The sequence below is a fragment of the Nocardia sp. JW2 genome, from assembly GCF_051843015.1.
Classification (GTDB): Bacteria; Actinomycetota; Actinomycetes; order Mycobacteriales; family Mycobacteriaceae; genus Nocardia; species Nocardia coubleae.
Genome location: NZ_JBPXLK010000001.1, coordinates 360,399 through 382,216, shown reverse-complemented (window position 1 = coordinate 382,216; position 21,818 = coordinate 360,399). Strand labels below are relative to the sequence as shown.

Below are 21,818 nucleotides of genomic sequence, written 5' to 3'. Positions count from 1 at the left end.
CACCGCTCGCTGCCGAGACGCGGTGGGTCCGAATCGGGCATACGCCACCCGTCACACAGCCACGGCCTGCCGCGATCTCCTTCGGCGACACATCTGAGACGTAAGGTTGCGAAACGCGGTGGGCGCGTCCACTCCTTCGCGCCGTCACCCGAGCGAGCATCAACGCCCAAATTGTGCGACCTGGACTCGAACAGCGGCGGCGCCGGCACGTGGGCGAGCCACCCGGCCGATGCTGTGGCGGTGCGGTGGACTCGGATCGCACCGCCTCAGCGCGTGATCGGGCCTACTTCTTGCGCAGGGCCGACAGGAACATCGCGTCGGTGCCGTGGCGGTGGGGCCAGAGTTGGGCCGAGGGGCCTTCGCCGAGGTCGGTGACGCCGGGGAGCAGCTCGCGGGTGTCGAGTTGTTCGGCGCCGGTGCGGCGGACGAAATCGGCGACCACCGCGACGGTTTCGGACAGGTGCGGGGAGCAGGTGGAGTACACGACCACGCCGCCGGGGCGCAGGAGATCCCATGCGGCGGTGAGGAGTTCGCGCTGCAGGGTGACCAGTTCCGGGACGTCGGCGGGGGTGCGGCGCCAGCGTGCCTCGGGGCGGCGGCGCAGTGCGCCGAGGCCCGTGCAGGGGGCGTCGACCAGGATGCGGTCGTAGCCGGGTTCCAAACCTGTATCACGCCCGTCCTTCACGTGCACCGTGACGGGCAGGTCGCGGGTGGACTTGCGGACCAGTTCGGCGCGGTGCTCCGACGGCTCCACCGCGTCGACGGTGAACAGGTCGATCGCGGCGAGCGCACCGAGCAGCGCCGCCTTACCGCCGGGACCAGCGCACAGGTCGAGCCAGCGACCCTGGTCGGGGCCCTCGAGCGGTGCCCGGCTCAGGACCAGCGCGACGAGCTGAGAACCTTCGTCCTGCACCGCGGCGATTCCCTCGCGCACCGGTTCGAGCTGACCGGGATCGCCGCCGTCGAGGTACACCGCGTACGGCGACCAGCGACCTTCCTCGCCGCCGGTGACCAGCGCCAATTCCTCGGACGTGATCTCACCGGGACGCGCGACCAGGTGCACCACCGGACGTTCGTCGTCGGCGGCCAGCAGGTCGGACAGTTCGCCCGCCTGCGCACCGAGCGCGTCGGCGAAGGACTGGGCGATCCAGGTGGGGTGGGCGAATTCGAAGGCGAGCTTGCCGACCGGATCGGCCGGGGCCAGCTCCGCGATCCACTGCTCGGCGGTCTTCTCCCCCGCCCGGCGCAGCACCGCGTTCACGAAACCGGCACGGCCCTGGCCGAATTCGGCACGGGCCAGATCCACGGAGGTGTCGACGGCGGCATGCGCGCTGGTCCGCGTGCGCAGCAGCTGGTAGACGCCGAGGCGGAGGATGTCGAGGATCGGCCCGTCGATCTCACCGACCGGACGACCCGCGCACGCCGCGATCACAGCATCGAGCTGCCCCTGCGACCGGCACGCACCATAGGTGAGTTCGGTCGCGAACGCGGCATCACGCCCGCTGATCTTGCGCTCCCGCAACAACTTCGGCAGTACGAGGTTGGCGTAGGCGTCACGTTCGCGCACCGCCCGCAACACGTCGAGGGCCACCTCCCGCGCCACGTCCACCGGCTCACCCCGCCGCTTGCGTGGACTCGGCACACTCGGATCCGGCCGATCGGCCCGCTGCCGCTCACTCCGCTGCCCGACCGGCTTACCGCCGCCCTGCCCCTGCCGTGCGCCACCGGTACGGTCGCTTCGCTTCCCACCCTGCGGTGCCCGCGAATCCCCTTCGCGCCCACTATCGGAACGGCTCGCATCGGCGAAACGCCCTGCTCCTGCGACTCCGCGTGAAATGCCCTGGCGGTCGGATCTTCCCACCGAACCACGCCGTTCCGCACCGCCGTCTCCCCGCCGCCCGGATCGGTCGGCGGCGTCGGGGTCCCGGCCGCGATCGGCGGTCGAGCGACGGGTGTCGTCGGCGCGAGCCGGGCCGCGGCGGTCGTAGTCCCACCCTCGGGTGTCGCTGTCGCCACGACGCGGGCGACGGTCGTCCTCGGCGCGCGGGGCCTTGTTGTCACGGCCCTTGGCGGCGCGGGCGGCCCAGCCGCCGTCGACGTTCTTGCCGGTGATCTTGCGATCGTCGCGGGGTGCGGCGCCGCTGCGCTGGTCGGCCTCGCGCCGACGCCTGCGGTCGGAGGCGCTCATGCCTGCACCTCGCTGACGTTCGGCTCCGGCATGATCGCCTGGGCGGCTGTGCTCATCGTTCGCTCGCTGCGCTCGCTCATCCGATCACCGTGCCCGGTGCGAGACGGGCGCCGCGCGCCCAGTCGAGGGCGTTCATCATCTTCTTGCCGGGTGGTTGGACCTGGCCGAGGCGGACCGCGGTGGTCGACGTGCCGACGAAGACGCCGGATTTGCGCACCTCGATCTCGCTTTCGGGCAAGGTTTCCTCCACCAGCTCCACCGGGCCGAGTTTGAGGCGCAGCCCGTTCACCTCGGTCCACGCGCCGGGCGCCGGGGTGACGGCACGAATGTGGCGGTGGATCGCCAGGGCGGGCTCGTCGAACCGGATGCGGCTCGCTTCCACGGTCACCTTCGGCGCGTAGGACACGCCGTCGTTGGATTGCGGAATCGCTTGCAGCGTCCCGTCTTCGACACCGTCCATGGTCTTCTCGAGCAGCACCGCGCCTGCCTCGGCGAGCCGCGCGAGCAGTTCACCCGAGGTGTCGGTGTGGCCGATCTTCTCGGTCATCACGCCGTAGACGGGCCCGGTGTCGAGCCCCGCCTCGATCTGGAAGGTGCTGGCACCGGTGATCTCGTCACCGGCGAGGATGGCGGCCTGCACGGGCGCCGCGCCGCGCCACGCGGGCAGCAGCGAGAAGTGCAGGTTGATCCAGCCGTGCGCGGGAATGTCGAGGATCTGCTGGGGCAACAGGGCACCGTAGGCCACCACCGGACAGCAGTCCGGGGCGAGCGCGGTGAGCGCCTCGACGAACTCCGGTTCCGACGGCTTGCCCGGGGTGAGCACCGGGATGCCGTGTTCGTCGGCCAGCCGACCGACCGGTGAGCGCATGATCTTGCGCCCGCGACCGGCGACCGCGTCGGGCCGGGTGACCACCGCGACCACCTCGTGGCGTTCGCTGTCGAGCAGCCGCCGCAGCGAGGGAACGGCCGGTTCGGGGGTGCCCGCGAAGACGAGACGCATCAGCGGCCACCGCCGACACCGCTGGATTCGCGCACGGTGACACCGGCACGGAACCAGTCGGATTCGCGGATGGTCCGCATCGCTTCCTTGCGGTCGGCCGGCTCGAGCCGGTTCACGAACAGCACACCGTCGAGGTGGTCGTGCTCGTGCTGCACGCACCGCGCGAGCAGCCCGTCGGCGTCGAATTCGACCGGCGCACCGGTCTTGTCGACGCCGGTCACGCGCACCCGCAGCGCCCGGCGCACGTCGTAGCGCACGCCGGGGATCGACAGGCAGCCCTCCGGCCCGACCTGCTCGTCCTCGCCGATCGCGGTCCACTCCGGGTTCACCACGTGCCCGGCGGCGTCGCCGGTGTCGTAGACGAACACCCGCAGCCCCACACCGATCTGCGGCGCCGCCATCCCGACGCCGCCGTCGTCGTGCATGGTCTCGGTGAGATCGGTGACGAGCTGCGCGAGCTCGGCGCCGAACTCGGTGACCTCGTCGGCACGCGAGCGCAGGATGGGATCGCCGAACAGGCGAACGGGCTGAATGGTCACGGCGGCTCCCGGCTGGACGATGTGCGGTCGTCCCATTCTAGAGACCCGCCGGGGTGGTTCCGACCGGCGCGGCCGTCAGGAGTTGCCCGCGATGATGACCTGCGGGATGCCCGTCCCCAGCGGCACCGGCGTGCAGACCGGCGCGGGCCGGGCCGGGTCGAGCACCCGCAGCAGCAGTTGCTGCACGAACGGGTCGTAGACGAGGTTGAAATGCCCGGTCAGGTCGTCGGGGCACAGGTCCTGGAGGACGAGGTTCTCCGCGCCCGGCCCGCGCAGCGCGATGTTCTCGAACGGCTGGATCATCTCGTCGACCCGGCTGCCGACAGTGACGTAACGGACACCGGGCACAGTGTCGCCGCCTGCGTTCAGTTCTACCATGATCGGCTCGCCCTGCGCCTGCTGGACGGCGGCGGTCGAGGTCACCTTCGCGTACACATCCATCATGCCGGGCACCGCCTGCCCTACCGGTACGAGGCCGTACATGACGCCCCCGTAGCTCGGGGAGGCGAGCCCGACCCAGGTGTTCACCACGTCGGCGCCGCCGAGCTTGTTGACGTAGTACCGGCTGACATTGGCCCCCTGCGAGAAACCGACGAGGTCGACCTCGGCCGCCCCGGTCGCGGCGCGCACCTGCTCGACGAAGGCGGCGAGCTGGGCGAAGCTGACGCGCATGTCCTCGGTGCCGTAGGTGTCGGCGCCGGGCGCACCACCGTAGTTCAGCGCGAACACGCAGAAGCCGGCCGCCACGAGTTGCGGGCCGATACCCGACCAGTCGGAGTAGGCACTCGAGTCGGTACCGTGGACGAGCACGACCGGGCGCGGGTGCTCGGCACTCGGCTCACAGCCGAAGTTGTTGACGCCCAGGGGAACCGCGTCGGGATGGTCACTGATGTAGCGGGCGGCGGCCAGGTGGTCGGACTGTGCCGGACCCGGCTGGCTCGGGACGATTGCCGGGCGGTAGCCCGGCGGTTCAGCGGTGGCGACCGGGGCGAGTGCCACCCCGATCACCGCCGCGCAGGCGAGCGCCGTCCGCGACGCCGCCCTTCCCCATTGTGATGATCCCCAACCCCACAGACCTCGCGGTTGTTCCATACCCCAATGATTTACTCCATTGCCTGGGCAAAAGCACCTCGAAAAGGGGGTTCACACCGCCCTCATTTATCGGGGGTTGCGTCACCGGTGGCGGGGACATCGTCCTCGGCGAGGATCCGGTACAGCGCCCGGCGGGTCTCGGTGAGCACCTCGGCCGCTCGCGCGGCTTGTTCCGGGGTACCGACCTGGGCGACCTGACCGACCGCACCCATCACCTGGCCGACGAGGCCACGCAGATCGAGCGCTTGGGCGCCGACGTCCTGCCGGACCTCCGCCCAGGGATCGCCGAGCTCGTCGCGCTCGGTCTCGACATAGGCCTTGCCCGCCTCGGTGAGTTGCGCGGTCTTGCGCCCGGCCACCTTCTCGATGAGGACCAGTCCCTCGTCCTCGAGCTGGGCCAATGCCGGGTAGATGGAACCCGGGCTCGGACGCCAGATGTCGTCGCTGCGCTCGCGGATCTGCTGGATGAGTTCGTAGCCGTGCATGGGTCGTTCGGCGAGCAGCAACAGGACGGCGGCACGGACGTCACCGCGCCTGCCCCGGCCGCCGCGACCGCGTCCCCGGCCGAAGCCCGGGCCGAAACCGGGACCGAATCCCGGGCCGAAGCCGGGTCCGAATTCCGGGCCGTGACCGTGGCGACCACCGCGCCGGAAGTGCCTGCGGTCGGGCCCGAATTCCGGATGCCCCTGACCGCGTCCTCGCTCGAAGTGTCCGAATTCTCTTTGTCGATCGTCGTGCATAACAGCCTCCTCGGCGTGTTCTCTTCTAGTTGACGTTATCGACGATATATCGGCAATGCATCTAGCGCAAGGGTGTTCTTGCTGTGCGCCGCCTCACGGCAGCACCGGATCACCCCTCCCCGCGAGTGCGGTGGGGTTGCGGAAAGGTGAGCGGACTACTCGGCGGCCACCGCGACCGGCTTGCTCTCCGTGGTCGAAGGCGAGCGCCGGCGGTCGTTGCTGATGGCGGTGATCGTGGCGGTGCCGAGTTTGCCCCGGCGGTCGTAGAGGACGGCACTGCTCACCGCGACGCCTGCCTGCGAGGTGTGATCGAGGGCTTGCAGACCGAGCTCCACCCCCTCGGGCAGGCGCGAGAGACTGAGGGTCATGTCGGCGTTGATGTAGCCGACACCGTGCGAACCCCAGTGGCAGACGAGATTGGTGAGGTCACCGCTGGCGGCGGCGCGCTGGAAGGGCGAGAAGGGCTGGCCCGCGACGAGGGTCGGCAGGTTGTTCCAGGTGACCTTGCGTTCCGCGTCGCGGGCGGTGCGGAAATCGGTGAGCCAGTCGCCCGCACCGGATTTGAACAGCGGTGCGGCGCCGCCCGGCTCGTCGATGCGCTGCTCGGGGACGGGTAGTTCCAGATCGGGCTGCCAGACGGTGCCGGGCGGGTCGTCGGTGGCCGCGAGGAAGGTGACGGTGGCGCGCGAGCGCGTCTGCCCCTGCTGCACGAGCCGGACATCGGCGACCTTGATGCGGTTGCCGTCGCGCACCACTTCGCTGTGCAGCGAGATCGGGTCGGTCGTCACCTGCTGGAACAGGTCGACAGTGAACCTGGCCGGCACGAAACCTTCGCCAGGACTGTGCTTCTCGGCCTCCACGGCGAGCAGGCCGCACACCGCGACGCCGTGCAGCTGATTGGGCGACCAACGGCTGATCGCCACTTCCGTCGGCACGAACTCACCGTCGGACATCCTGAAGAACTCCACCACGGTCCTCTCCGCAGGCCCGCCGCACGTCATCGGGCAGGGTCATCCGGTCATACCACAGCGCCGTCGCCGCCCCCGACCTCGGTGGCCACGAACCGGACAGAAACGACCGGTCCGCGCCCGGGTCTGATCAGTCCCGACCGGCGACCTCATCGATCCACCGCTTGAGCCGGTCGCCCTCGGTAGCCATCAGGTCAGGATCGCGAAATGTGTTGGTGATCAAGGAGATTCCTTGATAGGCCGCGACGAAGGCCACCGCGAGTTCCGCCGCGTCGGGCCTGCCGAGTTCGGTGAATTGATCGCGCGCCCAGTCGATCAGGAGGCTCATGAGCCGCGCCGGTTCACCCCCGAAACCGTCGGGTCGCTTGTCGAGTTCGGCGGCGAGCGAGCCGGTCGGGCAGCCGAAACGGGCGGCGAGGTCACGCTGGTCCACCCACGAGTCGACCATCGCCTTCAACCGCTCGGCCGGTCCGGGCAACGGCGCGAGCTTCGCGACCACCTCGGCCAGCGTGCTCGCATGAGTCTCGATGACGGCGTGGACGAACTGGTCCTTGGTCTTGAAGTAGTAGTAGACGTTGCCGACCGGGACGTCGGCCGCGGTGGCGATATCGGCGATGGTGGTCTTCTCGATGCCCTGCTCGTAGAACACTCGCGCGGCCGCCTCGACGAGACGTTCTCGCTTCCCCGCTCTCGGGGCAACTCGCGTTTGTGAGTCAGTCATGCAACTAACTATAGACACGGTGGCGATCCCGGTGCTACGTTCGTTTTAGTCAGCTAACTAACTCAGGAGTGAGAATGATCGTTGTCACCGGTGCGACCGGCAATATCGGACGTCAGCTTGTCGAGGTACTGCACTCGGCGGGAGAAGCGGTTCGTGCCGTGTCGCGCGGAACCACGCCCGTCGACCTGCCCGCAGGCGTCGAGCATGTCGTCGCCGATCTCGGCGACCTCGACAGCCTCTCCCCCGCTCTCGCCGGTGCGGACGCGCTGTTCCTGCTCATCACGGGCGCGCAGCTGATGGGGGGACCCGAGCCGGAACAGGCGCTGAAAACGGCGTCGGCGGCCGGTGTGCGCCGGGTGGTTTTCGTGTCCTCCCAAGGCGCGGTCACCCGCCCCGATTCCGCCGGGTACGCGCGAACGATCGCCTTCGAGCAGGCCCTCGCGGCCTCGGACCTCGAATGGACCGCGCTGCGACCGGGCGCGTTCAACTCCAACACCTTCGCCTGGCGCGAATCCGTCCGCACCGCCCGCACGGTCGCGGCTCCCTTCGGCGATGTCGGCCTGCCCTCGGTCGATCCCGCCGATATCGCCGCCGTCGCCGCCGCGGCCCTGCGCGAGGACGGCCACCACGGCCGCGCCTACACGCTCACCGGCCCGGCCGTGGCGACTCCGCGCGAACAGGCAATCGCCCTCGCCGAGGCGATCGAAGAACCGATCACCTTCGTCGAACTCACACCCGCCCAGGCGAAGCAGAACATGCTGCACTTCATGCCGGAACCGGTCGCCGACCACACCCTGACCATCCTCGGCACACCGACTCCCGAGGAGCAGCAGGTCAGCAATGATATCGAGCGGGTACTCGGGCGCCCGGCCACGTCGTACGCACAGTGGGCGCGGCGCCACAGCGCGATGTTCCGCTGAACCCGCCGCGGCTCATACCGGGCACGCGCAAGGTTCGGGCCCGATCAGCGCCTCGGCCCTCGCCGCGATGGCACGCGCCCGTGGCGCCCAGGGGCGACGCGTCGACTCATTGCGCTTCCGCCAGTCCGGCGACGCACCCGACTTCTCGGCACAGATCGCGGTCGAGTGCAGGGCCAACCATTGTCGGGCGATCCCCACGGGGTGACTGCGGGTCTGATTCAGTTGATGTCCTCGGGTCCGACGTGGAAGGGCCCGGAATCGGCCCGCCCGCATCAGTCGACATCCACCAGGCCGACGCGGATGGCGCTCGAATCGGTCCGGGCGAGGTCAGCCGATGTCGACCGGGTCGATCTGGACACGGAGTGGGGCGTCGGAGCGGTGGGAGCTGCGGACGCCCTGGGCGGCGGTGAGCGCGCGCGACAGGGGGGTTCCGGCGGAGCGGGGCACGCGCAGGAGCATGCGTTCCACGTCGGCGGGTTCGTCGGCGCCGGAGAACGGTTTGCGGGCCGTGGGTGGGAGGGGGACGGGGCCGAGGATCTCCACCTGGTCGGGTAGTTGGGCGGCCTCGAGTAGTTCGGCGATCGACTCGGTGGTTCCGTCGACGGCGGCCATGCGGACGGCCGGGGGGAAGCCCACCTCGGCGCGGGCCTCGAGTTCGGCGGCGGCGTGGTTGACCGGGTCCCAGCGGACCAGGGCCTGCACGGTGGGCAGGGACGGTTCGGCCATCACGATCACCTGGCCTCGGGGGCGGACCATGGCGGCGGCGCCCATCCAGCGGCGCAGGGTGTCCTCGGCGGCACGCAGGTCGGCGCGACCGAGCAGGGCCCAGCCGTCGAGGAGCAGGGCCACGCCGTATCCGCCGCGGACCACGGGCTCGGCGCCGACGGTCGCGACCACGACCTGGGCGCCCGGCTCCACCGTGTCGAGCATGTCGCCGCCCCCGGATGTCCGGATCGGCACACCGGGGAAGGCCCGGCCCAGCTCCTCCGCGGTGCGGGCCGCGCCGATCACCATCGCCCGCAGCGCGCGCGCTCCGCAGGCCTGGCAGCGGAACGCCGCCTCCGTGATGCCGCACCATTTGCAGTGCGGACTGGCTGCTTCACCATTGCTCGAATGCGGTAATGCCAAGGGGCCGTTGCAATGCCGGCACCGGGCGGGGGTTCGGCATTTGGCACACGCCAACGACGGCACATATCCGCGTCGGGGCACCTGAACCAGTACCGCCGCGTTCTCCTTGATCGCGGCACGGGCGGCGGTGAAGGCCACGCCGGGGATACGCACGGCCCGGGCCAGCGCGTCACGTTCCAGCGCGAAATCGCTGTCGCCGGGGGCGCTGATGCGTGGCATCACTGCGCGCAGGGTCGCGCGCTCGGCGAGAAGGTCGTGGGCCCAACCGGTTTCGACAACCGCCTGGATCTCGGCGGTGCGTGCGAAACCGGCGGCCACGAAGGCGGCGCCGGTCTCGTGGGCGCGCAGCATCGCGACCTCACGGGCGTGCGGATACGGTGCGCGCGGTTCGGCGTAGGTGTCGTCACCGTCGTCCCAGATGGCGATCAGGCCGAGGTCACGCACCGGCGCGAACACCGCCGCTCGCGTGCCGACCACGATCCGTGCCTGCCCCCGCAACACCGACAGCCATCGCCGGTACCGCGCCGCAGGGCCCAACCCTGCGGACAACCCGACAGCCGAATCGCCTACCAGCCGAACACATTCCGCGAGCAGCCGATCCAGATCCCGCTGATCCGGCACCATCAACACCACCCCGCGCCCAGCCGCGACCACCGTCGCCGCCAACTCGGCCAACCGAGCCGCCCAGTCCTCCCCCGGCATCGCCTGCCACGCCGCCCGCGGCCCCTTCCCCTGCCGCAACGCCGCCACGAACGCCCCACCGTGCAGATACCGCGCCCAGGCCGACACATCGACATCCACTGCCGATTCCGCTGTGGCTGAATCGGATTCGGCCACGTTCGCCGTAGCTCCAGTCGTCCCGCCGCCGAAACCTGCCTCTACACCGGTGAAACCGGCCCCACCAGCGGGGCCCCCAGCCACCACAGAACCAGCTTCGATGCCGGCGGAAGCCTCTGTGTCAGCAGTAGAAGAGTCCGCGTCCTCAGTGCGCGTCTTTCCCACGCGGGCGGCGGACTTCTTCGGGGTGGTGGTCGAACCGCTCGCTTCGGTGCGGGCGTGGCGGGGTGGGATGGCCAGGCGAAGGACGTCGGCGCGGGTGCCCGCGTAGCGGGCGGCGACGGTGGTGGCCAGGCGCAGGATTTCCGGGGTGAGGACGCGTTCCGGGGAGACCACGCGCTCGAGCTTCACCATTTTGCCGGTGTGCTCGGTGGACGAAAGGCGTTGCAGGAGATAGCCGTCGACGAGGCGGCCGGCGAAGCGGACGCGCACGCGGACGCCGGGCTGGGCGATCTCGTCCAATTCGGGCGGGACGAGATAGTCGAAGTCGCGGTCCAGGTGCGCGGGCGACAGCAGCGGGAGCACCCGGGCGATCGGGTGTCCCGCTGCTGTCGATGGTTCGTCCGCGGTCACGCGGGCCGTGGGTACTACAGGCCGACGGCCGCGCGCAGCTTGTCGGCGCGGTCCGTGTGCTCCCAGGGCAGGTCGACATCGGTGCGGCCGAAGTGACCGTAGGCCGCGGTCGGCGCGTAGATCGGGCGCAGCAGGTCGAGATCGCGGATGATCGCGCCCGGACGCAGGTCGAACACCTCGGAGATGGCGGTGGAGATGCGGGTGGGGTCGACCTTCTCGGTGCCGAAGGTCTCGACGAACAGACCGACCGGCGCCGCCTTGCCGATGGCGTAGGCGACCTGCACCTCGACCCGCTCGGCCAGACCGGCGGCCACCACGTTCTTGGCCACCCAGCGCATGGCGTAGGCGGCCGAACGGTCGACCTTCGACGGGTCCTTGCCGGAGAACGCGCCACCACCGTGGCGGGCCATGCCGCCGTAGGTGTCGACGATGATCTTGCGACCGGTCAGACCGGCGTCGCCCATCGGGCCACCGAGCACGAACTTGCCGGTCGGGTTGACCAGCAGGCGGATGTCGGAGGTGTCGAGCGACGGGATCTCCAGATCGGCGATGACCGCCTCGACGACCTTCTCGCGGATATCGGGGGCCAGCAGGTTGTCCAGGTCGATATCGGCGGCGTGCTGGGTGGAGATGACGACCGTGTCGAGGCGGACCGGTCGGTCACCGTCGTATTCGATGGTGACCTGGGTCTTGCCGTCGGGACGCAGGTAGGGCAGCACGCCGGACTTGCGGACCTCGGTGAGCTTGCGCGAGAGCCGGTGCGCGAGCGCGATCGGCAGCGGCATCAGCTCGGGGGTGTCGGTGGTGGCGTAGCCGAACATCAGGCCCTGGTCGCCCGCGCCCTGGCGTTCGATCTCGTCGTCGGACCCGCCGACGCGCGCCTCGTGCGAGGTGTCGACACCCTGGGCGATATCGGGCGACTGGGCGCCGATCGCGATGTTGACACCGCAGGAGTTGCCGTCGAAACCCTTTGCGGAGGAGTCGTATCCGATCTCGAGGACCTTCTCGCGCACGATCCGCGGGATATCGGCGTAGGCCGACGTGGTCACCTCGCCCGCGACATGGACCTGGCCGGTGGTGACCAGGGTTTCCACCGCGACGCGGCTGCCCGGATCCTCGGCGAGCAATGCGTCGAGGATGGAATCGCTGATCGCGTCACAGATCTTGTCCGGATGGCCCTCGGTCACAGACTCACTGGTGAATAGCCGACTACCTGTCGTACGCACAGTTATTCCCTCTCCCTCAACGGGTTACTTCTCTTCAGACTATTCCAAACCACCGACAAGGTGGCGGGTTAGGACAAGCCACACCACGAACACACCCGTGCGCGGTACACTGCGCGAGATCGTTGCGGCGCAACGGTTTTCGCGCACGAAACGGCGGTTTTACCCGGTCAGCGCAGCAGCGGGACGAGCGCGTCGAGCACCCTGCTCGCCAGCAGCGCCTTGGAACCGTGATCGAGTGCCACCTCGGTGCCGTCGGCCCCGAGCAGCCATCCGTCGTTGGTGTCGACCTCGAACGCCTTGCCCTCACCCACCGCGTTGACCACGAGCAGGTCGCAGCCCTTGCGGGCCAGTTTCGCGCGGGCGTGGGTGAGCACGTCGCCGTTGTCGTCCCCGGTCTCGGCGGCGAAACCGACGATCGCGGTGCCGTCGAGCCTGCCCTCGGTGCGGGCGTCGACCAGACCGGCGAGGATGTCGGCGTTCTTGGTCAACGGGATCACGTCGGGTTCGTCGGCGCCCTTCTTGATCTTCGCTGCCGCCACGTGGGTCGGACGGAAATCGGCGACCGCGGCGGCCATGACGACCGCATCGGCGCCGACGGCATGCTTGTCGACGGCCGTCTTGAGCTGTTCGGCGGTGGTGATGTGGACCAGCTCGACCGCGGCGGGCGGGGCGAGCTCGATGGTGTTGCCCGCGATCAGCGTCACCTGGGCGCCACGCTGGGCGGCGACCCTGGCTAGGGCGTAACCCTGCTTACCGGAGCTGCGGTTGCCGAGGAAACGCACCGGGTCGAGAGGTTCCCTCGTCCCACCTGCGGTGATCACCACGCGGCGACCGGTCAGGTCGCGGGGCAGTGCGTCGGCGCGCTCGAGCAGCAGCGAGGCCAGACCGAAGATCTCCTCCGGTTCCGGCAACCGTCCCGGCCCCGTGTCGGTACCGGTGAGCCGGCCCGACGCGGGTTCCATGACGTTGGCGCCGTGCGCGCGCAGCGTCGCGACATTGGCCACCGTCGCCGGATGCTCCCACATCTCGGTGTGCATCGCGGGCGCGAACAACACCGGACATCGGGCCGTCAGCAAGGTGGCGGTGAGCAGATCGTCGGCGCGCCCCTGGGCGGCGCGGGCCATCAGATCCGCGGTGGCGGGGGCGATGACGACGAGATCGGCCTCCTGGCCGATCCGCACATGCGGCACCTCGGGCACGTCGGTGAACACGTCCGTGTGCACCGGCTGACCGGACAGCGCCTCGAAGGTCGCCTTGCCGACGAACTGCAGCGCGGCCTCGGTGGGGATGACCCGCACCTGGTGCCCGGTCTCGGTGAAACGGCGAACGAGGGCACACGCCTTGTAAGCGGCGATGCCCCCGCCGACCCCGACGACGATCCGCATGGTCTTTACGCCTCCCGGCTGGGGATTGTCACTCGCCCTCGGTGTGTTCGAGCAGGTCGGAGTGGATTTCGCGCATGGCGACCGACAGCGGCTTCTCCTGCAGACCCGGCTCGACGAGCGGGCCGACGTACTCGAGGATGCCGTCACCGAGCTGGTTGTAGTAGTCGTTGATCTGCCGGGCACGCTTGGCCGCGTAGATCACGAGGGCGTACTTGGACGAGGTGCGCTCGAGCAGCTCATCGATCGGCGGGTTGGTCAGGCCGATGGGAGTGTCGTACGCGGGTGCAGCGGTGATGTCCGTGCTCACTAGGGGAGGCTCCTGCGGTTTAGTGGGTCAAGAACTCGAATTTGTGCTAACGAACAAGGATACCAACTGCTCGCAGGCGGTCGTCACCTCGGCGTTCACAATGACCGTGTCGAACTCGTCACGTGCGGCCAATTCGACCCGGGCGGTCTCGAGCCTGCGCTCGATCACCTCGGGGGTCTCGGTACCGCGTGAACGCAGCCGCGAGACCAGTTCTTCCCAGCTCGGCGGGGCGAGAAACACCAGCAGTGCTTCCGGCATCGCCTGCCGGACCGACCGCGCACCGGCCAGGTCGACTTCGAGCAGTACCGATCGTCCGGCGTCCAGTGCCGCACGCACCGGCGCCGCGGGGGTGCCCGATCGCTGCAACCCCCCATGGATGTCCGCCCATTCGAGCAGTTCGTCCGCCTCGATCATGGCGTCGAAATCGGCTCGGGAAACGAAGCGGTAGTCGCGTCCGTCGACCTCGCCGGGGCGCGGGGCCCTGGTGGTGGCCGAGACGCTGAAAACCAGCTCGGGCAGACGTTCCCGCACGCACCGCACGACCGTGGACTTGCCGACGGCCGAGGGGCCGACCAGTACAACCAGTCGGCCCTTCCGCGTGTGTTGTTCGACCACCTGGATCAGGAGTCGAAGTCGAAGCGAGCCAGCAGCGCCTTGCGCTGACGGTCGCCCAGGCCACGGAGACGCCGGGTGGGGGCGATCTCCAGCTCGGTCATGATCTCGGCGGCCTTGACCTTGCCCACCTTCGGCAGAGCCTCGAGCAGCGCCGACACCTTCATCTTGCCGAGGATCTCGTCGGATTCGGCGTCGGTGAGGACCTGCTTCAGGTTGGTGCCGCCTCGCTTCAGGCGCTCCTTGAGCTCTGCCCGAGCGCGGCGAGCGGCAGCCGCCTTCTCCAGAGCAGCGGCGCGCTGCTCGTCAGTCAGCTGGGGAAGGGCCACGGGTTCCTCCGTCTCATCGTTCATTGCTAGATCTACCGCCGGTTACCCGGACGGTCTGTGCGACCGTACCCACGGTGCCCGCCGATTGCGAACCCGACCCCCAGGTCAGGGGCGGATTACGGATGCCGTATGGCGCGCGCGGGCATGATGCGGCGAGGTCGGATTCCCGCCATCCGATCGTACCGCCGAATTTCGGAAACACGTCTGGACCTGCGGTTATACCGTTTTGGGCGATGTTAGCCACCGGGTAGCGTGAGCACGGTCGGCCGGCCCGGCAAACCCGGTGCGGCGCGACCAGCGACTTTCCCGAATTTATGCGCGTGTCGCACGTTTTCGTACCGCGTGTCGTCACTTGCGGGCGCGAAACCGGTCCAGTACGGCCCCCACGGCGGTCGCGGTCACGTCGTCGATCCAGCCCGGAATCGGGGCGGCTCGGGCGATGTAATCGCGAACCAATCCGTACGGAATCGCCTTCACCGCCGCCTCGGCGATCGCCCGGGACTCGTCGTCGACGACCCCGAATTCGGTCGATACGGCGGCCAGCAGCGCGGCCTGCATCTCGTCGTTGACGCCCGCGATCGCGGTCCGCAGCTCCTCGGGCCCCACATCGAGCAATTCTTCCCGATGGAACATCTTCATCGCCCTGGCCTCGGTGGGGTGCTCACGGCAGTAGCGAGGCAGGAAGACGGCCGCCGACAGCAGCGGCTGCGGCCCGCGCAGCGCGGCGACGAAACCCTCGTGGAAGCGCCGGATCGAACGCAGCCACAACCGGGCGAGGAGTTCGTCACGTGAGGCGAAACGCACGTAGATGGAGCCGGAGTGCACGCTCGCGGCCTGGCCGATGGCGGCGATCGACGGCCGGGCGACCGCCGGGTCGGCGAGCAGGTCACGGGCGGCGTCGAGCACCTGATCGTCGGTGAAGAGACGGGGTCTTGCCACCGCGTCAGCCTAGTGGCACAGTTTATGAATATGAATTCAAAAACTCGTTTTCCGCTCGCCGGAGCGTCGTTGATCTTCATCGCGGGGGTGCACACGGTCATGGGCATCGCACTGCTGGCGGCGGGCGATCAGGACACGGAGCTGTCGTTCTGGTTCACCCTGTTCGGCGTGGTCGGCGTCGGCCTCGGTTTGGCCATGATCGACCTGGAACGGGCGCGTGGGTTCGTGCCCGCACCGGTGCTCGGCACGCTGGCGCTGGTGACGGCGTGCGGGCTGATCTACCAACCGCTGTCGGGGTTCGTCACCTTGCTCGTCCCGGTCGGGGTCGGCGCGTTCGGTTGGTGGCGGGCCAGGAACGCCCTCGTCGCCGCCTGAACGCGTCGATCCACCCGGACCATCGGGAACTCGAAAACAATTGCGCCAGAGGCCATTTCGGCACCCTTACGGGGGTACGACGACGGAGCCGGAGCGGCTCGCACGCCACTCCGGCTCCGTCACAGCAGATATCAGGCCTGCAGGAAGGCGAACTCCTCCTGCAGCTGAGCGGTCTTGTCGCACAGCGCCGTCACCGACGGGCCCGCGTTGAGCACCTCACGCGACACATTCGGGACCACCGCCGACAGGTTCGCCTCGGCGACGAGCGCGCGGATCGAGTCCGCTCCCCCGCCCTGGGCGCCCACTCCCGGCATGAGGATGGGCCCGTTGAGCTTCGACAGGTCGGGCGCCTCGGTGAGCGTGGCGCCGACGACCACCCCGACGGAGCCGAATCCGTCGCCCGTGTTGCGTGCGGCGGCCTCGTCGACCATCGTCTGCGCGATCGTCCGCCCGTCGGCCGCGGTGATCCGCTGCAGTTGCGCCCCTTCGGGATTGGATGTCGCCGCCAGGACGAACACGCCACGGCTGTTGGCCTCGGCCAGGCTCAGTGCCGGGTCGAGCGACCCGAAACCGAGGTACGGCGAGACCGTCACGGCGTCGGAACCGAGCGGCCCGTCACCGAGCCAGGCGTGCGCGTAGGCGTCCATGGTGGAGCCGATGTCGCCGCGCTTGGCGTCGGCGAGCACCAGGGTGCCCGAGGCACGCAGCACCGAGATGGTGCGTTCCAGGACCGCGATGCCGCCGGAGCCGTAGGTCTCGAAGAACGCGACCTGCGGCTTCACCAGGGCGACGCGACCGTCGAAGGCCTCGACACAGATCTCGGCGAACGCCTCCAGCCCGTCGACGTCTTCGGTGAGCCCCCACGCCCGTAGCAGGGCGGGGTGGGGGTCGATGCCGACGCACACCGGACCGAACTGCCGCATGGCGTGCTGCAACCGGTGACCGAATGTCATGTCAGCCACGCAGTTTCGAGTGCAGTTCCTGCAGCGAACGCACCCCGAGACCACCGTTGATGCCGGCCTCGATGCCCTGCACCGCGGCCGCCGCGCCCTGCACGGTGGTGATGCAGGGGATGTTCGCGCCCACCGCGGCGGTGCGGATCTCGTAGCCGTCCACGCGGGGGCCCGAGTTGCCGTAGGGAGTGTTGAACACGATGTCGATCTCGCCGTCGCGGATCTGCTCCACGATGGAGGCCTCCGGCATTCCGGTGGCCGGATCGGTGGTCGCCGGGTCGGAGTGCTTGCGCACCTGTTCGCACGGAATGCCGTTGCGGCGCAGGGTTTCCGCGGTGCCCGCCGTGGCGAGGATACGGAAGCCGAAGTCGTGCAGGCGCTTGATCGGGAACACCATGGCGCGCTTGTCGCGGTTGGCGACCGATACGAACACCGTGCCCTCGGTGGGCAGCGAGCCGTAGGCGGCGGCCTGGCTCTTGGCGAAGGCGGTGCCGAAGTCGGCGTCGATGCCCATGACCTCGCCGGTGGACTTCATCTCCGGGGAGAGCAGCGAGTCCACGCCGGAGCCGTCGGCGCGACGGAACCGGTGGAAGGGCAGCACGGCTTCCTTCACCGCGACCGGCGCGTCGAGCGGCACGTGGCCACCGTCGCCCTCGGGCGGCAGCATGCCTTCCTTGCGCAGCTCGGCGATCGTGGCGCCGAGCATCACCCGGGCGCACGCCTTGGCCAGCGGCACCGCGGTGGCCTTGGACACGAACGGGACCGTCCGGCTGGCGCGCGGGTTGGCCTCGAGGACGTAGAGCACGTCGTCCTTGAGGGCGTACTGCACGTTGAGCAGGCCCTTCACGCCGATGCCCTTGGCCAGCGCGATGGTGGAGCGGCGCACGGCCTCGATGTCGCTGCGGCCCAAGGTGATCGGGGGCAGCGCGCAGGCGGAGTCACCGGAGTGGATGCCCGCTTCCTCGATGTGTTCCATCACGCCGCCGAGGTAGACCTCCTCGCCGTCGCACAGGGCGTCGACGTCGATCTCGATGGCGTCTTCCAGGAACCGGTCGACGAGCACCGGATGGTCCGGGTTGAGTTCGGTGGCGCGGGAGATGTAACCCTCGAGCGACTTCTCGTCGTAGACGATCTCCATGCCGCGCCCGCCGAGCACATAGGACGGGCGCACCAGCACCGGGTAGCCGATCTCGGCGGCGATCTTCTTGGCCTGCTCGACCGTGGTGGCGGTGCCGTACTTGGGGGCGGGCAGGCCGGCCGCGACGAGCACGTCACCGAACTCGCCGCGGTCCTCGGCCAGGTCGATCGCGGCCGCGGACGTGCCGACCACCGGGACACCGGCGTCGGTGAGCCGCTGCGCCAGACCGAGGGGGGTCTGGCCGCCGAGCTGCACGATGACACCGGCGACGGTGCCCGATTCCGACTCCGCGTGGTACACCTCGAGCACGTCTTCGAAGGTCAGCGGCTCGAAGTAGAGGCGGTCGGCGGTGTCGTAGTCGGTGGAGACGGTCTCGGGGTTGCAGTTGACCATCACGGTCTCGTAGCCCGCGGCCGAGAGTGTCTGCGCCGCATGGACACACGAGTAGTCGAACTCGATGCCCTGGCCGATGCGGTTCGGGCCGGAGCCGAGGATGATGACCTTGTCGCGCTCACGCTGCGGCGCGACCTCGGACTCCGCGCCGGGATCCAGCTCGTAGGAGCTGTAGTGGTACGGGGTCTTGGCCTCGAACTCGGCGGCGCAGGTGTCGACGGTCTTGTACACCGGGCGCACGCCGAGGCGGTGACGCAGCGAGCGCACGCCCGCCTCACCGGCGAGCTCGGGCCGCAGGGCGGCGAGCTGGCGGTCCGACAGGCCGTAGTGCTTGGCCTGACGCAGCAGGTCCTCGTCGAGAACGGGCGCGTCGAGCACCTCCTGGCGCAGCTCGACCAGGGCGGCGACCTCGGCGACGAACCAGGGGTCCACACCGGAGGCGGCGGCGACTTCCTCGATCGAGGCGCCGTAGCGCAGGGCCCGTTCCACCTGGTAGATGCGACCTTCGGTCGGCACACGCAGGTCGGCGAGGATGGCGTCGATCGCCTCGCGCACCGAGGCCGGATCGCTGGGATCCTTGGGCGCCCACTGCCCGTCCTCGGCGGTCCAGAAGCTGGCCGCCTTGGTCTCGAGCGAGCGCAGCACCTTGCCGAGCGCCTCGGAGAAGTTGCGGCCCATCGACATCGCCTCGCCCACCGACTTCATGGTGGTGGTCAGCGTGGCGTCGGCGCCGGGGAACTTCTCGAACGCGAACCTCGGCGCCTTCACGACGACGTAGTCCAGGGTCGGCTCGAAGCAGGCCGGGGTCTCGCCGGTGATGTCGTTGACGATCTCGTCGAGGGTGTAGCCGATGGCCAGCTTGGCGGCGATCTTGGCGATCGGGAAGCCGGTGGCCTTCGATGCCAGCGCCGAGGACCGCGAGACGCGCGGGTTCATCTCGATGACGATCAGGCGACCGTCCTTCGGGTCGACCGCGAACTGGATGTTGCAGCCGCCGGTGTCGACGCCGACCTCGCGCAGGATGGCGATGCCCAGATCGCGCATCTTCTGGTACTCGCGGTCGGTGAGCGTCATCGCGGGGGCGACGGTCATCGAGTCGCCCGTGTGCACGCCCATCGGGTCGACGTTCTCGATGGAGCAGACGATGACCACGTTGTCGCGGCCGTCGCGCATGAGCTCGAGCTCGAATTCCTTCCAGCCGAGGATGGACTCCTCGATCAGGACGTTCGCGGTGGGCGAGGCCGACAGGCCGCCGCCGGCGATGCGGTCGAGGTCTTCCTCGTTGTAGGCCATGCCCGAGCCGAGGCCACCCATGGTGAAGGAGGGGCGAACGACCACCGGGTAGCCGAGTTCGGCGACGGTGGCGCGCACCTCGTCCATCGTGTAACAGACGGCGCTGCGGGCACTCTCACCGCCGACCTTGGCGACGATGTCCTTGAACTTCTGCCGGTCCTCGCCGCGCTGGATGGCGTCGAAGTCGGCGCCGATCAGCTCGACGTTGTACTTGGCCAGCACCCCGTTCTCGTGCAGCGCGACCGCGGTGTTGAGCGCGGTCTGCCCGCCGAGGGTGGCCAGGATCGCGTCGGGGCGTTCCTTCTCGATGACCTTCTCGACGAACTCCGGGGTGATCGGCTCCACGTAGGTGGAGTCGGCGAACTCGGGGTCGGTCATGATGGTCGCCGGGTTGGAGTTCACCAGCGACACGCGCAGTCCCTCGGACCGCAGCACCCGGCACGCCTGCGTACCGGAGTAGTCGAATTCGCACGCCTGGCCGATCACGATCGGGCCAGAGCCGATCACCAGGATGTGCTTCAGATCCTCGCGGCGAGGCATCAGGCTCCTTCCATGAGACCGGCGAAACGGTCGAACAGATATGCGGCGTCGTGCGGGCCTGCGGCGGCCTCGGGGTGGTACTGCACCGAGAAGGCGCGACCGTCGATCAGTCGCACGCCCTCGACGGTGCCGTCGTTGGCGCAGACGTGGGAGACCTCGGCCTTGCCGAAGGGCGTGTCGAACTGCTCGCCCTTCTCGCCCTCGAGGGCGAAGCCGTGGTTCTGCGCGGTGATGGAGATGCGGCCGGTGCCCTCTTCTACGACCGGGATGTTGATGCCCCGGTGGCCGAACTTCATCTTGTAGGTCTCGCGGCCCAGTGCCCGGCCCAGGATCTGGTTGCCGAAGCAGATACCGAACAGCGGGATCCCGCGCTCGAGCACACCCTGGGTGAGCGCGATCGCGCCGGTCTGGGTGGCCGGGTCGCCGGGGCCGTTGGAGAGGAACACACCGTTGGGGTTCAGCGCGAGGATGTCGTCGAGGGAGGTGTTCGACGGCACCACGTGGGTGCGCACACCGCGTTCGGCGAACATGCGCGGGGTGTTGGTCTTGATGCCGAGGTCGACCGCGACGACGGTGAAGCGGTGATCGCCCACCGGCTCGATGGTGTACATGCCGTCGGTGCTGACCTCTTCGGCCAGGTCCGCGCCGAGCATGGACGGCTGACCGTTCACGCGGGCGAGCAGTTCCTCGTCACCGGCGAGGGCGGCACCGGAGAAGATGCCCGCCTTCATCGACCCGCGGGTGCGCAGGTGGCGCACGACCGCGCGGGTGTCGATGCCCGCGATGCCGACCACGTTCTGCTTGTCGAGCTGATCCTGCAGCGTGCCGGTGGCGCGCCAGTTCGACGAGATGGTCGAGGGGTCGCGCACGGCGTAGCCGGCGACCCAGATCTTGCCGGACTCGTCGTCCTCGTCGTTCCAGCCGGTGTTGCCGATCTGCGGGGCGGTGGCCACCACGATCTGGCGGTCGTAGCTGGGGTCGGTGAGGGTCTCCTGGTACCCGGTCATCGCGGTGCAGAACACCGCTTCACCCAGGGTCTGCCCCTCGGCGCCGAAGGCCGTACCGCGGAACACGCGGCCGTCCTCCAGCACAAGGGCTGCTTTAACTTTCGTCATTCGTCTCGTCTCCCGTCGTCACCCTGGTCGCATCCGCGGTCCATGCCGGGTACACCGTCTTGTCGTCGCCCCGGAATCCGGTATCGATCTCGGTTCCGGTCGGCAGTGTCCAGCGAATTACCAGCACACCATTGTCCGTCATCACTTTGCCCGCGTGTCCGCGCTCGGTGCGCACGGCCGTCACGGATTCCTGCGGAATCCAGATCGGCGTCGCCCCGTCACGTTCGAGCAGGATCCCGCGTTCGAACCGCGTCAGTTCGGCGGTCGCGCGGAACCCCAGGTCACCGACCGCGATCCGGTTCTGCCAGCTGGGTGCGAAGGTGCTGCCCAGGTACAGACCGGTGGTCGGCTCCAGCAGTTGCGCACCCAGTTCGGCGGGCACGGTCGGCAGGTCACCGATCCGCGACTGCTGGCTCGCGGCTTTCTTCTGCCAGGCCCGGTACATCAGCCACAGGCACAGTACGAATACCGCCAGCAGCCCGACTACCCACAGCGTTCTCTCCACGT

At 69.3% G+C, this 21,818-nt stretch carries 20 protein-coding genes; 2 read left to right on the top strand and 18 right to left on the bottom strand.

Going from position 1 to position 21,818, the window contains the following annotated elements; translation table 11 throughout:
* Window positions 1–283: 283 nt before the first annotated feature.
* The 7 genes from ACSVDM_RS01740 to ACSVDM_RS01710 form a co-directional block, all read right to left on the bottom strand.
* On the bottom strand, window positions 284–1,642 hold the full coding sequence (locus tag ACSVDM_RS01740) for an RsmB/NOP family class I SAM-dependent RNA methyltransferase (protein ID WP_439262656.1): 1,359 nt from the start codon (window positions 1,640–1,642) through the stop codon (window positions 284–286).
* A 622-nt stretch (window positions 1,643–2,264) separates the two neighbouring features.
* Complete coding sequence (fmt, locus tag ACSVDM_RS01735; RefSeq protein WP_067636047.1) at window positions 2,265–3,188, bottom strand: methionyl-tRNA formyltransferase; 924 nt, start codon at window positions 3,186–3,188, stop codon at window positions 2,265–2,267.
* Complete coding sequence (gene def, locus ACSVDM_RS01730; protein WP_067493859.1) at window positions 3,188–3,727, bottom strand: peptide deformylase; 540 nt, start codon at window positions 3,725–3,727, stop codon at window positions 3,188–3,190. The genes fmt and def overlap by 1 nt, the downstream gene beginning before the upstream one ends.
* 75 nt (window positions 3,728–3,802) lie before the next feature.
* Window positions 3,803–4,819, bottom strand: coding sequence for an esterase/lipase family protein (locus tag ACSVDM_RS01725; protein ID WP_439262228.1), 1,017 nt, complete (start codon window positions 4,817–4,819; stop codon window positions 3,803–3,805).
* Window positions 4,820–4,881: 62 nt separating this feature from the next.
* Window positions 4,882–5,559 (bottom strand): PadR family transcriptional regulator, encoded by a 678-nt coding sequence (locus tag ACSVDM_RS01720; RefSeq protein ID WP_067636049.1) that lies wholly within the window; start codon window positions 5,557–5,559, stop codon window positions 4,882–4,884.
* A 155-nt stretch (window positions 5,560–5,714) separates the two neighbouring features.
* Window positions 5,715–6,512, bottom strand: a complete 798-nt coding sequence (locus ACSVDM_RS01715) for a thioesterase family protein (protein ID WP_439262225.1) — start codon at window positions 6,510–6,512, stop codon at window positions 5,715–5,717.
* Between the two features lie 145 nt (window positions 6,513–6,657).
* Window positions 6,658–7,248 carry a TetR/AcrR family transcriptional regulator gene (locus ACSVDM_RS01710; protein WP_439262223.1) on the bottom strand — a complete coding sequence of 197 codons (591 nt, stop codon included), beginning with the start codon at window positions 7,246–7,248 and terminating at the stop codon, window positions 6,658–6,660.
* 74 nt (window positions 7,249–7,322) lie between these two features.
* Between ACSVDM_RS01710 and ACSVDM_RS01705 the strand changes: the two genes are divergently transcribed.
* Window positions 7,323–8,168: an SDR family oxidoreductase gene (locus tag ACSVDM_RS01705; RefSeq protein WP_439262221.1), complete on the top strand. Its 846-nt coding sequence runs from the start codon at window positions 7,323–7,325 to the stop codon at window positions 8,166–8,168.
* Between the two features lie 327 nt (window positions 8,169–8,495).
* Here ACSVDM_RS01705 and ACSVDM_RS01700 read toward each other — a convergent pair whose 3' ends face one another.
* From ACSVDM_RS01700 to ACSVDM_RS01670, 7 genes are all read right to left on the bottom strand, one after another.
* A complete protein-coding gene (locus ACSVDM_RS01700; protein ID WP_439262220.1) occupies window positions 8,496–10,706 on the bottom strand; it encodes a primosomal protein N' in 2,211 nt (736 codons plus the stop codon).
* A gap of 14 nt (window positions 10,707–10,720) precedes the next feature.
* Window positions 10,721–11,932 (bottom strand): methionine adenosyltransferase, encoded by a 1,212-nt coding sequence (gene metK / locus ACSVDM_RS01695; protein ID WP_084456412.1) that lies wholly within the window; start codon window positions 11,930–11,932, stop codon window positions 10,721–10,723.
* Between the two features lie 167 nt (window positions 11,933–12,099).
* Window positions 12,100–13,317, bottom strand: coding sequence for a bifunctional phosphopantothenoylcysteine decarboxylase/phosphopantothenate--cysteine ligase CoaBC (gene coaBC, locus ACSVDM_RS01690; protein ID WP_357394498.1), 1,218 nt, complete (start codon window positions 13,315–13,317; stop codon window positions 12,100–12,102).
* A gap of 28 nt (window positions 13,318–13,345) precedes the next feature.
* Window positions 13,346–13,624, bottom strand: coding sequence for a DNA-directed RNA polymerase subunit omega (gene rpoZ, locus ACSVDM_RS01685; protein ID WP_067493623.1), 279 nt, complete (start codon window positions 13,622–13,624; stop codon window positions 13,346–13,348).
* A gap of 27 nt (window positions 13,625–13,651) precedes the next feature.
* The gene (gmk, locus tag ACSVDM_RS01680; protein WP_357146025.1) at window positions 13,652–14,239 is read right to left on the bottom strand and encodes a guanylate kinase; all 588 of its coding nucleotides are present in this window, start codon (window positions 14,237–14,239) and stop codon (window positions 13,652–13,654) included.
* Window positions 14,240–14,244: 5 nt separating this feature from the next.
* Window positions 14,245–14,565 (bottom strand): integration host factor, actinobacterial type, encoded by a 321-nt coding sequence (gene mihF, locus ACSVDM_RS01675; protein ID WP_030203531.1) that lies wholly within the window; start codon window positions 14,563–14,565, stop codon window positions 14,245–14,247.
* 348 nt (window positions 14,566–14,913) lie between these two features.
* Window positions 14,914–15,504, bottom strand: coding sequence for a TetR/AcrR family transcriptional regulator (locus tag ACSVDM_RS01670; RefSeq protein ID WP_439262216.1), 591 nt, complete (start codon window positions 15,502–15,504; stop codon window positions 14,914–14,916).
* Between the two features lie 30 nt (window positions 15,505–15,534).
* On the opposite strand from ACSVDM_RS01670, the gene ACSVDM_RS01665 reads away from it, so the two are divergent.
* Window positions 15,535–15,879: a DUF6463 family protein gene (locus ACSVDM_RS01665; protein ID WP_439262215.1), complete on the top strand. Its 345-nt coding sequence runs from the start codon at window positions 15,535–15,537 to the stop codon at window positions 15,877–15,879.
* A 131-nt stretch (window positions 15,880–16,010) separates the two neighbouring features.
* Here the strand turns inward: ACSVDM_RS01665 and pyrF are convergent, their stop codons facing one another.
* From pyrF to ACSVDM_RS01645, 4 genes are read right to left on the bottom strand one after another with little or no spacing between them, the layout of a single operon-like run.
* Window positions 16,011–16,832, bottom strand: a complete 822-nt coding sequence (gene pyrF, locus ACSVDM_RS01660; protein ID WP_439262654.1) for an orotidine-5'-phosphate decarboxylase — start codon at window positions 16,830–16,832, stop codon at window positions 16,011–16,013.
* Between the two features lies 1 nt (window position 16,833).
* A complete protein-coding gene (carB, locus tag ACSVDM_RS01655; protein ID WP_439262213.1) occupies window positions 16,834–20,196 on the bottom strand; it encodes a carbamoyl-phosphate synthase large subunit in 3,363 nt (1,120 codons plus the stop codon).
* On the bottom strand, window positions 20,196–21,311 hold the full coding sequence (carA, locus tag ACSVDM_RS01650) for a glutamine-hydrolyzing carbamoyl-phosphate synthase small subunit (protein ID WP_439262211.1): 1,116 nt from the start codon (window positions 21,309–21,311) through the stop codon (window positions 20,196–20,198). The genes carB and carA overlap by 1 nt, the downstream gene beginning before the upstream one ends.
* Complete coding sequence (locus ACSVDM_RS01645) at window positions 21,298–21,816, bottom strand: PH-like domain-containing protein (RefSeq protein ID WP_067636064.1); 519 nt, start codon at window positions 21,814–21,816, stop codon at window positions 21,298–21,300. Before ACSVDM_RS01645 ends, carA begins: the two co-directional genes overlap by 14 nt.
* Between the last annotated feature and the right edge of the window lie 2 nt (window positions 21,817–21,818).

Excerpts from the sequence above, each read along its gene's own strand:
- fmt (WP_067636047.1), bottom strand. The coding sequence starts at position 3,188 with ATGCGTCTCGTCTTCGCGGGCACCCCCGAACCGGCCGTTCCCTCGCTG.
- ACSVDM_RS01725 (WP_439262228.1), bottom strand. The coding sequence starts at position 4,819 with ATGGAACAACCGCGAGGTCTGTGGGGTTGGGGATCATCACAATGGGGA.
- ACSVDM_RS01720 (WP_067636049.1), bottom strand. The coding sequence starts at position 5,559 with ATGCACGACGATCGACAAAGAGAATTCGGACACTTCGAGCGAGGACGC.
- ACSVDM_RS01715 (WP_439262225.1), bottom strand. The coding sequence starts at position 6,512 with ATGTCCGACGGTGAGTTCGTGCCGACGGAAGTGGCGATCAGCCGTTGG.
- ACSVDM_RS01710 (WP_439262223.1), bottom strand. The coding sequence starts at position 7,248 with ATGACTGACTCACAAACGCGAGTTGCCCCGAGAGCGGGGAAGCGAGAA.
- ACSVDM_RS01705 (WP_439262221.1), top strand. The coding sequence starts at position 7,323 with ATGATCGTTGTCACCGGTGCGACCGGCAATATCGGACGTCAGCTTGTC.
- coaBC (WP_357394498.1), bottom strand. The coding sequence starts at position 13,317 with ATGCGGATCGTCGTCGGGGTCGGCGGGGGCATCGCCGCTTACAAGGCG.
- ACSVDM_RS01665 (WP_439262215.1), top strand. The coding sequence starts at position 15,535 with ATGAATTCAAAAACTCGTTTTCCGCTCGCCGGAGCGTCGTTGATCTTC.
- pyrF (WP_439262654.1), bottom strand. The coding sequence starts at position 16,832 with ATGACATTCGGTCACCGGTTGCAGCACGCCATGCGGCAGTTCGGTCCG.
- carB (WP_439262213.1), bottom strand. The coding sequence starts at position 20,196 with ATGCCTCGCCGCGAGGATCTGAAGCACATCCTGGTGATCGGCTCTGGC.
- carA (WP_439262211.1), bottom strand. The coding sequence starts at position 21,311 with ATGACGAAAGTTAAAGCAGCCCTTGTGCTGGAGGACGGCCGCGTGTTC.